Origin of the sequence: Myroides sp. ZB35 (assembly GCF_001865835.1) — a bacterium.
Lineage (GTDB): Bacteria > Bacteroidota > Bacteroidia > Flavobacteriales > Flavobacteriaceae > Flavobacterium > Flavobacterium odoratimimum.
Window position 1 is genome coordinate 432,181 of the sequence record NZ_CP017769.1, and the last position, 13,258, is coordinate 445,438.

Consider the following 13,258-nt stretch of genomic DNA (forward strand, 5'->3'; position numbering starts at 1 on the left):
CGTATTCTATTTTTTAATGGTATGAATTATTTTACTAATCCTTTTGCTTTTGCATCTTTCAATACAGCAGTAATACCTTTTTTGTTAATTGTTTTTAATGCAGACGTTGATAATTTCAATGTTACCCATCTGTCTTCTTCAGCAATGTAGAAACGTTTTTTAACTAAGTTCACAGAAAACTTTCTCTTAGTTTTATTCATCGCGTGAGAAACGTTGTTTCCAACCATTGCTCTTTTACCAGTAATTTCACAAACTCTTGACATTATTTCTTATCTTTTATTTCAATATTCAAAATCAGGGTGCAAAGTAACGAAAAAGAAAATTATCTTACAAATTCTTTTAGGTTATTTTTTTAATATTTCATTATATATCAATTCTAAACCCTTTGCTATAGCACTGTTTATAACCTTTTCTCTTGGTTGGCCTAATTCATATTTTTTTGTAAACACTCCTGTAGGCGTTGCGATTCCTATACATACAGTTCCTACCTCGACATCAGAATCTCCCTTAGATGGTCCAGCATTCCCAGTAGTAGCAATTGCATAGTCACTATTAAATTTTAATCGTGCTTGCTCAGCCATTTCCATAGCTACTTCTTCACTAACTACTGTATATTTATTTATTGTATCTTGATTAACTCCTAGTATATTTACTTTACTCTCGGTTGCATAACATACCATTCCTCCTTTAAAGTAAGCAGAAGAGCCTGGTTTAGCATTAAACATAACAGCTAACCGTCCACCTGTACAACTTTCTGCAAAAGAAATAGTTTTATTTCTAATTTGCAACTCTTTTATAATAATTTCAGGAAAGTCAATATCCTCATAAGCTCGAATATATGCTTTCACAGACTCAGGCATTCTATCAATTTGCATCTCAATGCTTTGAGACAAGAAATCTTGATTAGAACCTCTACTTGACAGACGTAATCTTACTTTACCAGGGCTTGGTAAATAAGCTAATTTTATATCTGACGGTAAATTATTCTCCCAATCTTCAAGATATTCTGCTAACAAACTTTCTCCAATACCATAAGTAATTATCGTTTTATGGATATTAAATACCCCCTTAAAGTGATCTTTAATATAAGGAACTAATTGCTCACTAAATATTGTTTTCATTTCAAGAGGAACTCCTGGAAAAGAAACAAAAGTAGTGTTGTTTTTTTGCATTAACATACCTGGAGCAGTCCCTACAGTATTAAATAAAACAGTAGAAGTAGAAGGCACTAAAGCTTGCTGTTTATTAACCTCTGAAATAGGCCTTTTAAAGTAATTCTCTATAAGTGTCGTCACATGAGCTAAAACTTGCTCATCTATGACTAGATGATCCTCAAAAAAGTCACAAAACACTTTTTTAGTCACATCATCCTTAGTCGGTCCTAATCCTCCTGTCATTATAACTAAATCCACCTGTCCCATTTGAGAAGACATAGCCTTCTCTATTGATTCTTTTTTATCAGAAATAGTTATAATTTCTGATACTTCGAATCCTAACAAATCAAGTTCCTTTGCTAAATACACAGAATTAGTATCTACAATCTGACCGATGAGAATCTCATCTCCTATAGTGATTATACTTGCTTTCATACTATTTTCTATAAGCTAAAGTCTTTCTGTATCTCTTTACGAGCTTTCTTTACTCTCTCTTTAAAGATTTTAAAAGTCTCCTTTACAGCTTTAGTCTTTCCTTTTTCTTTAGTCCATTCTTCTATTAGAGAAGCCTCTTCGATAGCCTGTTCCATTCCTAAAAACTCTAATGAAGGCATCAATATATTCATACTTTCTGCTACATTGCCATAGTTCTTATCATTGATTCCAAGCTTTATTTTTTTGACCAAATCTTTAGATTCTTCAACAAAAACGATTAAGCCAGCTTTCACTAACGCTTGGTCATCGTTATAAGTCTGTAATATAGGTCCTAAATCATAATGAAGTGCCATACGCTTATTTTACATTTAAACGGAATAACTTTTTACCTGCTAGAGTTCCTTCTAGCACATCTCCTTCATTTACTTTCCCTACTCCTTTTGGAGTACCTGTGAAGATTAAATCTCCTTTCTTCAGAGTAAAATATTTAGACACTTCTGCTATAGTCTCATCTATGTTCCAAATCATCTGTGCAGTACTAGCCTCCTGAACTGTATTGCCGTTTTGTATTAATGAGAATGTAGTATCATAAAGGTTTTCTAATTCTTGCTTATCAATAAACTCTCCTAACATAGCAGATCCATCAAAAGCTTTTGCCTTCTCCCAAGGCAATCCTTTTTCTTTTAATTTACTCTGCATATCTCTAGCAGTAAAATCAATTCCTACAGTAACCTCATCATAATATTTATGAGCAAACTTAGGTTCAATATGCTTACCTACTTTAGTAATTTTTACCACTACTTCTACTTCATAATGAATATCATCAGAAAACTCAGGAATAGCAAATGGACACTCTCTACCTAATAAAGCAGAATCTGGTTTAATAAATAATACAGGCTCTGAAGGTCTTTCATTATTAAGCTCTTCAATATGCTCTACATAATTTCTTCCTATACAAACTATTTTCATAAAGATGTTACAACTTATTATTTAATTTTCGCAATTTTAGACCTGTCAATACTTTCTTAGTATACAATGGAAAGTCTGCATTCTGAATCCAACCATAGTACCCAGGTTCATTCTCCAAAACATCATCTACTAATGCTCCTTTGTGCTTTCCAAAAGTAAATATTTCTTTACCTTCTTCATTTAGTGCAATAAACCCTGCGAAGTCCACACTTTTCTTACGAGTAGTAAACTCAGATAATGACTTCATATCATTCTCTAAGTCCTCATATCTATCTAACTGCGCTTTTAAAATTTCGTAAGTCGCATTTGTGTCTGCTTCTGCTGAATGAGCATTATCTAAACTTTCATTACAATAAAAGCGATAAGCAGCACTTAGTGTACGCTCTTCCTTTTTATGGAAGATTGTTTGGATATCTACAGACACCCTATTTCCCATTTCAAAATCTACTCCTGCTCTCAATAATTCTTCTGCTAATAGTGGGATATCAAAACGATCTGAATTAAACCCTGCTAAGTCAGAATCTTTAATCATATTGTACACTAGCGGAGCTAATTCTTTAAACGTTGGCTCATTCGCTACCTTCTCATCAGTAATACCGTGTATAGCTGTAGACTGTGCTGGTATGGCTCTCTCTGGATTTACTAACCAAGTCTTGCTTTCTTTATTTCCATTTGGAAACACTTTTAATATCGATATTTCTACAACTCTGTCTCTTGCTACGTCTATACCTGTTGTCTCTAAATCAAAGAAACAAATTGGTCTATGTAATTTCAACTCCATTATTCTATTTTTATTTAATTACAAATATAATAAATGTAAACTTTAGCATATTAAAAACCAATACTAACTTTTTTAACATTAATAACTAATATCGACATATTTACTTTTTATTATCTTCATGAATATATAACAATTATCACAAATAATAAAGGCTATTCTTAAACAGAATAGCCTTTAAATAAAACATTTAAAATAACATATCTAACCAAATCTATGACTCAAAAGGTGATTTTTTCACCTCGTCATCTATATCACTAGACAAACTTCCTAAGAACACTGTAATATCATCTATTTGCTCTTGACTTAATTTTACATTAGTTTGTAAACTGGCCATAATACGCACAGCCTCTTTCAAATCCTTCACAGAACCATCGTGAAAATAAGGCCCTGTATGCTCTATATTTCTCAATCCAGGTACTTTAAATAAATATTTCTCTGTATCTTTTTTACTTAAATCAGCTAGCCCATTATCTATCTTAGCTGATTTAGTTTCTTGCCAATAATCACCGTACACTCCGAATTTTTGGAACATCTGCCCTCCTAACGCTACTCCATTATGACAAGTAATACATCCCACAGAAATAAATGTTTCTAATCCTTTTTGCTCTTGTGCTGTTAATGCAGCTACATCTCCATCTAAGAACTTATCAAATCTACTCTCTGGCATTAATGTACGTTCAAATGCACCAATGGCATTAGTAATATTTTTAAATGTGATAGGTTCTTTATCCGATTTATATACAGCTGCAAACTTCTCCTTATACATATCGATTTTACGCAACCTATCTTCTAATTCTTTTTCATTTTTAATATTGTGCTCTACTGGATTTAGAATAGGCCCTCCAGCCTGCTCTTCAACATCTTTTGCTCTCCCATCCCAAAATTGCATACTATGTAAAGCTGCATGAAAAACAGTAGGTGAATTACGCCCCCCTAAAGACCCATCATCTCCAGGAGAAAAGGCTAAATTATCTACCCCATAGGTATTTAAATTATGGCATGAATTACAGCTGATATTTCCATCTTTAGAAAGATTCGTATCAAAATATAAATATTTTCCTAAGGCTACTTTCTCTGGATCTAAATTTGTATTCTCTACAGAAGAAATAGGTTGAAAATAAGCTGAGGCTTTAGTTAATAATTCTGATTTGTTTTCTTCTTTATGATCTGAACTACTTGTTTGTTCCTTTTTACAACTGACAAATGCCAATAATACAGTCAATAAAACTAGATGCTTTTTCATATTTAATACTACTTTGATTTATGATATCAAGTTACTTAGTATAAAGAAGAAGAAGAATGACATATATCACCTTACACCACTACTTCTGGTTTTACTATTTATTCAACTTTAAACCCTTAAATCAACCATAAACTTAAAAATAACTATCGAAAAACAAACATCACATAATATTTATTTTGTTTTATTAAATATTTACTCTATTTTGGCTATAACCAACAACGATAAAATACTATGAAAACAATTTATTCTCTTCTTATCTCTTTCTCTTTAGCGATAATTTGTACAAGTTGTCACACCACAGAAACAATAGTATCTTCACCCTATAAACTAAAGAATGAAAAAACAGTAGTCTATTCTGCTAAAACCTTTATGTTTAAAAATTACTTTTTCACCTATGAGAACGGTGAAGCTACTTTAGTATATCAACAAGATGCTAAACTAAATGAAAAGACAGAGCCTGTATATTTAACACTAAGAGAAAATAAAGAAAACACTAGATTTCAGGAATTCACAGATAAGACTAAACAAATTACTGTAAAAATTATTAGTGATTATGAAGTAAGGTTACAGTTAGACAAAGCCCGATATACATTATATACTTCTAATCATTTAAAAGAAGTAAATGCCGATACTCAACGTATATTAGCAGATATTGCTTTATGGAAAAATGAACGTTATTAATATTATATAGCCTTCAAGGAATCAAAAGGTTTTCTACTAAGTGTAAAATAAGCTAGACTATTATAATATCTAATAAACAGAGAGGAACTATTCAATGAATAGTTCCTCTCTGTTTATTACCACCTATTTTAAAAACTACCGTTATCAAATACTATTAAAAATAGCTCCTATATTATCTTTTCTAAATATTTATAAACTTGGTTCATAACCAGACACTTCCTCTCTTAACCAAATCGGAATTTCTATTGTTTTCTTCTCTTTAATATCGATCATCACTTGTGTACTCGTACCTATCGCATGCAAGATCAGATCTCTATTCTCCCCTTCACTAACAATAGCGTATTCAATCTCAAAACTCTTACCTCCCATTTTTGATATCCTTACACCAATTCTCGGGTGTTTTACATCTAGCTTAATCTCTTTAACATAATTACACGAAATGTTAGCAATAACAAACATATGCTTAAACCAGTCCCATGTTTTACTTGCCTGATTCATATAATACCCTCTACCGATTTGAAAGTAGTCTATATAGATTACATTATTAACGTGTCCTAAGGCATCCATATCACTCCATCTTATTTCTAATGGGTGGTAAAACCTAAAATCATTACTATTAAATTCCATATTTACTCATCTAAAGTTTGAGATTCAAGATATAAAAAACATATTAAAACACAACTCTACTTTCTTCATAATATCTAAACTCTAAGCAAAAAGTTTTTATTTCAGAAGTGTATTGATGTTATTCTTCATTTATGGTATTGTTCACATCATTACTTTTACTTCCAAATATGGCTTCTTTCCAATTGTAATCCTTTTTTAGAAAGCTGATTTCTCTCTTTAAATCAAATCGTTTGATAACAGTAAGATTAAATGTACTTGTCAATAGTCCTGTTTGATAATCCTTTTTCATATTTAGAAATAAACCATTCGCTATAGCAGATGCACTAATTATCCATTCTTCCCCAATATAACCAAGAGAAAAACGCCCTACTACAGAAGGATTAACTGTAAAAATTCTTTTATTCGTTAATAAGTTTTCTTCTATTGCTCCATTCACACCAAATGTAAATGCGCCTGCTACCAATACTTTTTTATACGGTACCCAGTTATACCCATACCCTATATTAGGACCAAAATGATATGTACGTTTATCATAATCTTGCAACTCTTCAGAAAAAACCGGAATATTCCGTAGTGATGAATAAAACACCCCTCCTCCTAATAATAAAGAACCTGCAGATTTTACTTGTACTTTATTAAAGTCGTAAGCAGCACCTAAAGAATACTTTTCATTATTCCATACGTATTGAAACAAGGCTCCATACATATGAATTTTAAAATCTGGAAATATATCATCCTCTGTTGGGGTATCATCTTTATGATCTCCTGTATAACGATAAAATCCTTTATTTCGTTTGTAATATAAATCAATCAGAAATTTATCTCCATAATGATGATATTGAAAATCTGTTGCTTTTGTTTTCCCTTTTTCTTTTTCTCTCATAAAAGAAAAACCATGACTAAAACTAAAAGAAGAACTCCCCCATAAAAAACCTACCCCTATACTCACAGGTTTATTAGACTCAAAAGTCTGTGTGCTTTTTTTATCTTCTAAAGTATAGTCTAACGCTAATACATCCTTACCAAAAGCAAACTTAACACCATAAGACTTTATATGATCTCTTACATAAGTAGAATCAACCTGTGCAACAACAGACATTGACAACGAAAAAAATACTAATACTATTAAATACCTCACTATAACTGACAATTAATTATCTCAAAACAATATTAATAAAAAAACCTCTAGTCTTACAACTAGAGGTTTATTAAGTTTTTAATAGACTAAAAGATTTAGTTTACATCATAGTAGTCATATACATGATGATCGTTAAATGCAATTTCTTCATCACATTCTAAAGTTGAATAATGCTTCTCACCAGCATCAAATAGAACAAGATTTAAACGTTTAAATAATAAATTCAACATTTCTTTCTGTCCTTCTTCATCCAACTCTAAGGTCATTTTTACAATGTGCTCTTTACTTTCTGTGCTTTTTTGTTTATCTACACAGATTAGAGTTGCTTTAAAGTCACTAATACCTGTCAAAGATATTCCTACAACTTTAAATCTTTCTTGATCTACATCAAAGTACTCCCCAATACTACTGATGTAATTCCCTTTTTTTGCTGCGATGATATCTGATATATCAGCCGCAATACTTCCTGTGAAGTCATTGAATTGTACTTCTGCTTTCATAAAACAACAAAATTTAATTTTCTTTTCATTGATAAAGATACTAAAACATTAGTTCTCACAACATTATATATTATTTTTAAATTACTATCCATTTTTAAGAAACTTTGAGACACTATAACCTATTTTTTTTGATAAAAAATAATATAAAAACCAATTATATCTTAAACAATTCAAATTATTTGTATTTTTTTAATATATACAAATACGTTTTAAAAAAGTCAAACACTCATTTTTATCAAAAAAACAAAAAATAAACATATAATATAAATATAACCTTAATTTCAAACAATATTGAAATTAATAAAACAACGAAATTTCAATATTAAAAATATATCCAAACAAAAACTATTAAAACAGTTCAACAAAAAAGTAAAAAACAACACTAACAATTCACATTACGTCAATCATTGACATTGTGAAAATCTCATAAAAGCGCGAAACAAGATATTTTTTATTAAAAACACATATTTTTTTTATTTACAAGCTTCTTGTTGCTTTCTTTATGATGTATAAAATATCCTTAGAAGTGCTTTCGTTTTCCCATTGATTACAAATTCCTATAACAAAATCAGGCCTTGTTTTAGATGCATCATTTAACCAATTACCGACACTATCCTTCACATACTTAGAAGTATCTCCTTTCAAAGCTTCTAATAAAGGAAGTCCCATTTCAGGATCCTCTTTTAGTTTGTCAATATGTTTACACCACACTCCTCTAGGTCGAGTTGACTCTGTCGCAAACCTTCTTATGTATTCATTTTTATCACTAGTCCAGTCAAGTAGTAGTTGTATACTTTCCTCTAGATTATCTGTGATATCAGCACGTACCGCCATCCAACAAATTTCTCTAACACCAAAATGAGCATCCGCCGCAAAGTATTTAATCTCTTCTAGCTTTTCACTGATACTTAATGTTTCATCATAACCTATGAAATAGGTCGCCCAACAGCGTACTAAATCACTTTTATGCTTTTTCAGTAGCTCAAACAATTCTTCATCTTCATTTTCTTTTGTTAAACAAAACAGAGTATATCCTATACACTGATTAATAGAATTCACTGTTGGCTTTTTTATACTCTCTATAGCATCTAATACTATGTCTATATAAGTGTCTTTTTTTAAATCTGATAATACATGCTGTACCAACAACCTCTGATCAATAGCTAGCCATTCTGTCAAATTCACACTTGACAACTCACCTTTATTTAACATCGCTAAAACATCTTCAGGAATATCTTTAATTGACCTTGCTCCTTTTCTATTCTCCATAATGAACATTCTTAAAACAAAATAAAGCTCTTACGAGCTTTATTCTTTATCTATATAATATTAGGACTCTACTGTAAAGATAAATATACAGTCTAAATGTTACAAAACATTAATTACCTCTTTCAATTCTAATCGATTACCATAATTCACATCCATATATCTAAAGCTAATTCTTCCCTCTTCATCTACTAAATAGACAGCAGGTATATTTAACTCCGCTTTTTCTGTTTGATTCAGATGCTTTAGATCTATTCCAAGCATTTCATAATGAGGCTGTACGAAATCCTGCAGTTCAAATTTGATATCTAATGCCTCACCTAATGTTAAGTCCTCATCCTGAACAACCGAAAAGGGCATTTGAAGTTCTCTCTTCCATTCTCTAAGTTGCTCTATATTCATTGGAGATACCACAATTACCTCAACTCCTTTTTCTTGTAACATTGGATAATAACTCATTAAATGAGCCATCTCTATATTACAAAAAGGACACCAATTTCCTCGTACAAAACTCACTAAGGTCTTTTTCCCTTGAAACAACTTGTCAATAGAAACCTTCTGATTATTTTCATTTATCACTTCTATAGAAGAAAACATCATTCCTACTTCTGACTTTGTGCCAAAACTTTTTGTTTGCAAATCTGCAATAGAATTTCCAAAAGCGTTTAGAATTTCCACTGGTACTTGTGATTGCATTCCTTGAGTAATTGTATCTAATGCTTGTTTTATTTCTTTCATATTAAAATCTTATTTTTGCAAAGATGATAATCACTTTATTATCATACAATACCGCATATATTTACCCCATAGGGATAAAAAAGTCACTTTTATGAATACAAAAGCACGAGCAATAGAAGAAAAAATTTGTCCACTTGAATTTGCAGTGAATGCCATCAGTGGAAAGTGGAAAATTCCCATCGTTTGGCAAATCAATCAAGGTCATAAACGACCAAGCGAAATGCTAAAAGGAATCATGAAAGTAGACCGTCGTGTACTTAACCAACAACTAAAAGAATTAGAACAAGACGGAGTCTTGTACAAAGTAAGTTATAATGAACTTCCTCCTAGAGTAGAATATTTCCTTACCCCACTAGGAGAACAATTAGTAGAAGTTTTATGGAAACTAAATACTTGGGGCGAAACCTTATTAAAAGAAAAAGAGACTACCGAATAGTCTCTTTTATATTTTATTAATACAAATCTTTACTCTTTAAAGAAATCATCATTTCATTATTCTCTACGATCATTTCTGAGTTGGTAAACTTAGCAGGGATATTAGTAGGATACCAATTGCGATCAGGTGTCACCATAATAATCAAACCTTGATCATCACCTAAAGCTAAGAATTGCTCTGTAGGCTCTGCCTTTTTAAAATAGCTTAGATTATATTCTTGAATTAACTTCTCTGCCTCGACTATTGGTTTCTCTACCACTACACCTATCTCACTAATACAAGTAATTTGTACAGGATCAAAAGGTCCTTTCAATGAAAGTAAAATATCTTCTCTTGCTATAAACTCTAAGATATTCCCGTTGTTATCTGTAAAATAAATAGACTTCGCCTTCCATGCTTCAAAATGAGTAACCAAATTACCTTCTACATTCTCTATTAAATCAACATGCTCTCTTGACCAGATTAATGCTTCTTCTATCTGATTAGAAGGAATGTTAAAAGCAAAGTGATATACATTGATAGGCGTATTTACTTCTTTAAATGTAAGAATCGTCTCTCCTGCCTGTACAGCAAAACTACCTTTTGACTCTTCAATAATATCAAAATCCAATACCTCTGTATAAAACGCTTTTGTTTCTTCTAATTGGTTTGTCTCTATATCTAAATTTACTATATACATCTTCTATTCTTTTTTATAAAAACAAATATCCTTAAACAGACTCATACTTACATATTAATTCCTCATCATTTATTTATATCTAGATAGATAAAGACTATTAATCTCTTACTTACCTTATATTACTATAAAGCATATAGGTAGTATAGTACATCTCTCCATACTTGCTATCACTTAAGAGAAAATCAAAACCAAAAACACAATCATACTTCACTTCTCCTGATTTTGTTTCGTATTTCTGAGCCAATACCTTGACTTCTTTCTCATTAAATAAATGTATCTCTAGAGTAGATCGATCTATATCCATTGCAGCAACAGCTTGCATCTCTTTACCATCAAACAACAGCGGTATACGTACTTCATTTAATTCTAAACTTTCAATATAGTTTATTCTATTTTGCTTTAGGTCATATTCAGTAGTATGTTTCTTTTGAAACCAAATATTATCAATTCCAGCACGTTGTTCAGCAAGACTGTATCTAAAGTCTTTATTTAAAAAAGCAATTTTATCTTTAGTAGAATCATAATGATAACGGTGTTGGCTTACTTCTGCATTATTTAAAGAAACTGTAATTAATTCTTCCGAAACTAAAGTATACTCTTTGATAGGTATACGTTTCTTATCTGCGTTTTTTTTATAAAAAACTAGACCTCCTATAATCAAAACAATCAACAACAGATACATCATTATCAAAAACTTAAACTTGTTCCTCTAACTTAACCTATTAAATAAACAACTCTTCCCTTTTACTCCTACTCCTTTTTCATTCTGCAGTATTAGTGTAATATTATTTTCTATTCAATCACCTCATCTATCTATAAGCTCCACCATTCCCTCTTACCTCAAACTCATCACAACAATTTATCTCTTGTACCCATTCGATAAGATCACTTTCATCTACACATAAATCACTATAATCTTCTTTATTACCTACTTCAGTATACTTTTGCTTCATATGCTTAAAGCACATCATTGTTCCAAAAGAGCTATTTCCATAAATACTATAATCACCATATAGACAACCATAACAATTCTTAATTGAATACCCTTGAGGCAATTGTTTCTTTAATTGGTCAAACGCTACCTCAACAAATCCACTCTTCCCTACAAAAACCTCTTCCTTCCATGTCAATTCAGTCCTAACTTCTTCATAGAAACTTGCATTATCGGATTCTTTATAGCTACCATGACTAAAGCACATCATTAATTCTGCAAGCTCTGTAATCCCATCTGATGACAATAAATACTGAGATACAGTAAATTCAAATTGACAATCTGTCAAACAGTGATCTAGATCTGAGGCAAGAGTTATCCATGTACTATCAATGGTTCCTTCTTCTAAATCTCCTTGATAACATAAATCAGTAAACTCTCTCCCTTTAAACAGTAATCCTTCTATTTCTACAGAGAGATATTCTCCATCGTAATGTATTTCTATAGGAACACTCTTATTCTTATGAGTATAAACACCTTGATACACCATCATTTACTTACTTTATACTATACATCACAACCATAATACAATCTAGTTTACACCATACATTATCCTGTAATAAAAGAACTAATCGCAACCTTATTCTCTTTTGTATTTTTCTGTCACATACAGAGAAGATTACCTATCTACGACTTTCCCAATTATTCGAAGGAAGTGCTGGAGGTATATTCCTCTCTGCCTCCTGTCTACTCATCGGACGTTGGTTTATTTTAGCTCTAGGTATTCCCAGCCCTTTTTTCTTAAAATAATCATATCCCACTATATAAATATAGATTAATACTAAAGGGATACCTACCCATAGATTAATTCCTAAAAGAGATGTAGCTCCTATAAACATAATTCCTAAACCAATATAATGCATCGGAATCCAATATAGTGTATGATCATTTTCTCTCTTATAATACTGTTGGTCTTCTGGATCAAAATATATCTCTATCTTATTCCATTTACTTCCTAAGTACCAAGTAAGCAGCCCTCCTAATGAAATACTCAAAGGAAGTATCTCCGCTCTATACTCATGTAGAGGAATTAGAAAACCAATTCCTAAACTTAATAAGGGAAATAACAAGGCTAATATTCCCCTTCCTGCCCACACTATCATAAAAATCTATTTGCAATTAAACACATTATCCAATCCGTTATCTCGATAGTAAAACACTCTTAAACAACTGAATTAGAGTGCAAATGTATAGCAAAATCACAAAACAACTTTATCCCTTTTGGATACTTTATATCGTTGTACACAACTCTATTAAGAAACCATTATGATCTAAAACATACCCTACCGTCTGTCCCCAAGGCTTTACTGTTACAGGCTCATATACTGTGCCTCCCGCTTGTTCTACCTTTTGGATAGCTAAGGGTACATCATCCACAACAAAGCCTAACTCGATCCCAAAAGGTTTCTCTTTACTCACCTGTTGATACCCTTTACTCAAATTACTACTTGCCAACCCTACTTGTGCAAAAGCAATCGTAGTATCTCCTGACACAAGCTCTGCATAATCAGCCTCTGGAGTGATGAACTTACGCACAAACCCAAATGCCTCTTCATAAAACTTTACAGTAGTCTCTACATCTACCACATACATAATGGTATAACTATATTTTATCATTTC

18 protein-coding genes are annotated in these 13,258 nt (G+C 31.4%); 2 read left to right on the top strand and 16 right to left on the bottom strand.

Features of this window, described 5'->3' with window-relative positions; translation table 11 throughout:
• Window positions 1–26: 26 nt before the first annotated feature.
• The 6 genes from rpmB to BK054_RS01955 form a co-directional block, all read right to left on the bottom strand.
• Window positions 27–263, bottom strand: coding sequence for a 50S ribosomal protein L28 (rpmB, locus tag BK054_RS01930; RefSeq protein WP_006260304.1), 237 nt, complete (start codon window positions 261–263; stop codon window positions 27–29).
• 81 nt (window positions 264–344) lie between these two features.
• Window positions 345–1,589, bottom strand: coding sequence for a CinA family nicotinamide mononucleotide deamidase-related protein (locus tag BK054_RS01935; RefSeq protein WP_006264438.1), 1,245 nt, complete (start codon window positions 1,587–1,589; stop codon window positions 345–347).
• Window positions 1,590–1,597: 8 nt separating this feature from the next.
• Window positions 1,598–1,942, bottom strand: a complete 345-nt coding sequence (locus BK054_RS01940) for a hypothetical protein (RefSeq protein WP_006260306.1) — start codon at window positions 1,940–1,942, stop codon at window positions 1,598–1,600.
• A 4-nt stretch (window positions 1,943–1,946) separates the two neighbouring features.
• Entirely contained in the window at window positions 1,947–2,558 is a 612-nt protein-coding gene (locus BK054_RS01945; protein WP_006260307.1) for a fumarylacetoacetate hydrolase family protein, read from the bottom strand.
• A gap of 7 nt (window positions 2,559–2,565) precedes the next feature.
• Window positions 2,566–3,339: a 3'-5' exonuclease gene (locus BK054_RS01950; protein WP_006267014.1), complete on the bottom strand. Its 774-nt coding sequence runs from the start codon at window positions 3,337–3,339 to the stop codon at window positions 2,566–2,568.
• 211 nt (window positions 3,340–3,550) lie between these two features.
• Complete coding sequence (locus tag BK054_RS01955; protein WP_006264440.1) at window positions 3,551–4,582, bottom strand: cytochrome-c peroxidase; 1,032 nt, start codon at window positions 4,580–4,582, stop codon at window positions 3,551–3,553.
• 231 nt (window positions 4,583–4,813) lie between these two features.
• On the opposite strand from BK054_RS01955, the gene BK054_RS01960 reads away from it, so the two are divergent.
• Window positions 4,814–5,263, top strand: coding sequence for a hypothetical protein (locus tag BK054_RS01960; RefSeq protein ID WP_006262012.1), 450 nt, complete (start codon window positions 4,814–4,816; stop codon window positions 5,261–5,263).
• A 189-nt stretch (window positions 5,264–5,452) separates the two neighbouring features.
• Here the strand turns inward: BK054_RS01960 and BK054_RS01965 are convergent, their stop codons facing one another.
• The 5 genes from BK054_RS01965 to BK054_RS01985 form a co-directional block, all read right to left on the bottom strand.
• On the bottom strand, window positions 5,453–5,890 hold the full coding sequence (locus tag BK054_RS01965; RefSeq protein WP_156860082.1) for an acyl-CoA thioesterase: 438 nt from the start codon (window positions 5,888–5,890) through the stop codon (window positions 5,453–5,455).
• 118 nt (window positions 5,891–6,008) lie between these two features.
• On the bottom strand, window positions 6,009–7,028 hold the full coding sequence (locus tag BK054_RS01970) for a DUF4421 family protein (RefSeq protein ID WP_006260312.1): 1,020 nt from the start codon (window positions 7,026–7,028) through the stop codon (window positions 6,009–6,011).
• 95 nt (window positions 7,029–7,123) lie between these two features.
• Window positions 7,124–7,528, bottom strand: a complete 405-nt coding sequence (locus tag BK054_RS01975; protein ID WP_006267011.1) for a hypothetical protein — start codon at window positions 7,526–7,528, stop codon at window positions 7,124–7,126.
• A 477-nt stretch (window positions 7,529–8,005) separates the two neighbouring features.
• A complete protein-coding gene (locus tag BK054_RS01980; RefSeq protein ID WP_006262015.1) occupies window positions 8,006–8,797 on the bottom strand; it encodes a DNA alkylation repair protein in 792 nt (263 codons plus the stop codon).
• 99 nt (window positions 8,798–8,896) lie between these two features.
• Complete coding sequence (locus BK054_RS01985; protein ID WP_006262016.1) at window positions 8,897–9,532, bottom strand: peroxiredoxin-like family protein; 636 nt, start codon at window positions 9,530–9,532, stop codon at window positions 8,897–8,899.
• A gap of 91 nt (window positions 9,533–9,623) precedes the next feature.
• Between BK054_RS01985 and BK054_RS01990 the strand changes: the two genes are divergently transcribed.
• Window positions 9,624–9,968, top strand: a complete 345-nt coding sequence (locus tag BK054_RS01990) for a winged helix-turn-helix transcriptional regulator (protein ID WP_006260316.1) — start codon at window positions 9,624–9,626, stop codon at window positions 9,966–9,968.
• A 16-nt stretch (window positions 9,969–9,984) separates the two neighbouring features.
• On the opposite strand, the gene BK054_RS01995 is transcribed toward BK054_RS01990, so the two are convergent.
• From BK054_RS01995 to BK054_RS02015, 5 genes are all read right to left on the bottom strand, one after another.
• Window positions 9,985–10,647, bottom strand: a complete 663-nt coding sequence (locus BK054_RS01995) for a VOC family protein (RefSeq protein ID WP_006260317.1) — start codon at window positions 10,645–10,647, stop codon at window positions 9,985–9,987.
• 109 nt (window positions 10,648–10,756) lie between these two features.
• Entirely contained in the window at window positions 10,757–11,332 is a 576-nt protein-coding gene (locus BK054_RS02000; protein WP_232234330.1) for a hypothetical protein, read from the bottom strand.
• 124 nt (window positions 11,333–11,456) lie between these two features.
• The gene (locus tag BK054_RS02005; protein ID WP_232234331.1) at window positions 11,457–12,131 is read right to left on the bottom strand and encodes a DUF6304 family protein; all 675 of its coding nucleotides are present in this window, start codon (window positions 12,129–12,131) and stop codon (window positions 11,457–11,459) included.
• A gap of 130 nt (window positions 12,132–12,261) precedes the next feature.
• Window positions 12,262–12,741, bottom strand: coding sequence for a hypothetical protein (locus tag BK054_RS02010; protein ID WP_006262019.1), 480 nt, complete (start codon window positions 12,739–12,741; stop codon window positions 12,262–12,264).
• Between the two features lie 127 nt (window positions 12,742–12,868).
• Window positions 12,869–13,231, bottom strand: a complete 363-nt coding sequence (locus tag BK054_RS02015; protein WP_006267007.1) for a VOC family protein — start codon at window positions 13,229–13,231, stop codon at window positions 12,869–12,871.
• Window positions 13,232–13,258: the final 27 nt, after the last annotated feature.

Bases quoted from the DNA above. Each gene is read 5' to 3' on its own strand.
- rpmB (WP_006260304.1), bottom strand. From the start codon at position 263: ATGTCAAGAGTTTGTGAAATTACTGGTAAAAGAGCAATGGTTGGAAAC.
- BK054_RS01935 (WP_006264438.1), bottom strand. From the start codon at position 1,589: ATGAAAGCAAGTATAATCACTATAGGAGATGAGATTCTCATCGGTCAG.
- BK054_RS01940 (WP_006260306.1), bottom strand. From the start codon at position 1,942: ATGGCACTTCATTATGATTTAGGACCTATATTACAGACTTATAACGAT.
- BK054_RS01945 (WP_006260307.1), bottom strand. From the start codon at position 2,558: ATGAAAATAGTTTGTATAGGAAGAAATTATGTAGAGCATATTGAAGAG.
- BK054_RS01950 (WP_006267014.1), bottom strand. From the start codon at position 3,339: ATGGAGTTGAAATTACATAGACCAATTTGTTTCTTTGATTTAGAGACA.
- BK054_RS01955 (WP_006264440.1), bottom strand. From the start codon at position 4,582: ATGAAAAAGCATCTAGTTTTATTGACTGTATTATTGGCATTTGTCAGT.
- BK054_RS01960 (WP_006262012.1), top strand. From the start codon at position 4,814: ATGAAAACAATTTATTCTCTTCTTATCTCTTTCTCTTTAGCGATAATT.
- BK054_RS01965 (WP_156860082.1), bottom strand. From the start codon at position 5,890: ATGGAATTTAATAGTAATGATTTTAGGTTTTACCACCCATTAGAAATA.
- BK054_RS01975 (WP_006267011.1), bottom strand. From the start codon at position 7,528: ATGAAAGCAGAAGTACAATTCAATGACTTCACAGGAAGTATTGCGGCT.
- BK054_RS01980 (WP_006262015.1), bottom strand. From the start codon at position 8,797: ATGGAGAATAGAAAAGGAGCAAGGTCAATTAAAGATATTCCTGAAGAT.
- BK054_RS01985 (WP_006262016.1), bottom strand. From the start codon at position 9,532: ATGAAAGAAATAAAACAAGCATTAGATACAATTACTCAAGGAATGCAA.
- BK054_RS01990 (WP_006260316.1), top strand. From the start codon at position 9,624: ATGAATACAAAAGCACGAGCAATAGAAGAAAAAATTTGTCCACTTGAA.
- BK054_RS01995 (WP_006260317.1), bottom strand. From the start codon at position 10,647: ATGTATATAGTAAATTTAGATATAGAGACAAACCAATTAGAAGAAACA.
- BK054_RS02000 (WP_232234330.1), bottom strand. From the start codon at position 11,332: ATGATGTATCTGTTGTTGATTGTTTTGATTATAGGAGGTCTAGTTTTT.
- BK054_RS02005 (WP_232234331.1), bottom strand. From the start codon at position 12,131: ATGATGGTGTATCAAGGTGTTTATACTCATAAGAATAAGAGTGTTCCT.
- BK054_RS02010 (WP_006262019.1), bottom strand. From the start codon at position 12,741: ATGATAGTGTGGGCAGGAAGGGGAATATTAGCCTTGTTATTTCCCTTA.
- BK054_RS02015 (WP_006267007.1), bottom strand. From the start codon at position 13,231: ATGTATGTGGTAGATGTAGAGACTACTGTAAAGTTTTATGAAGAGGCA.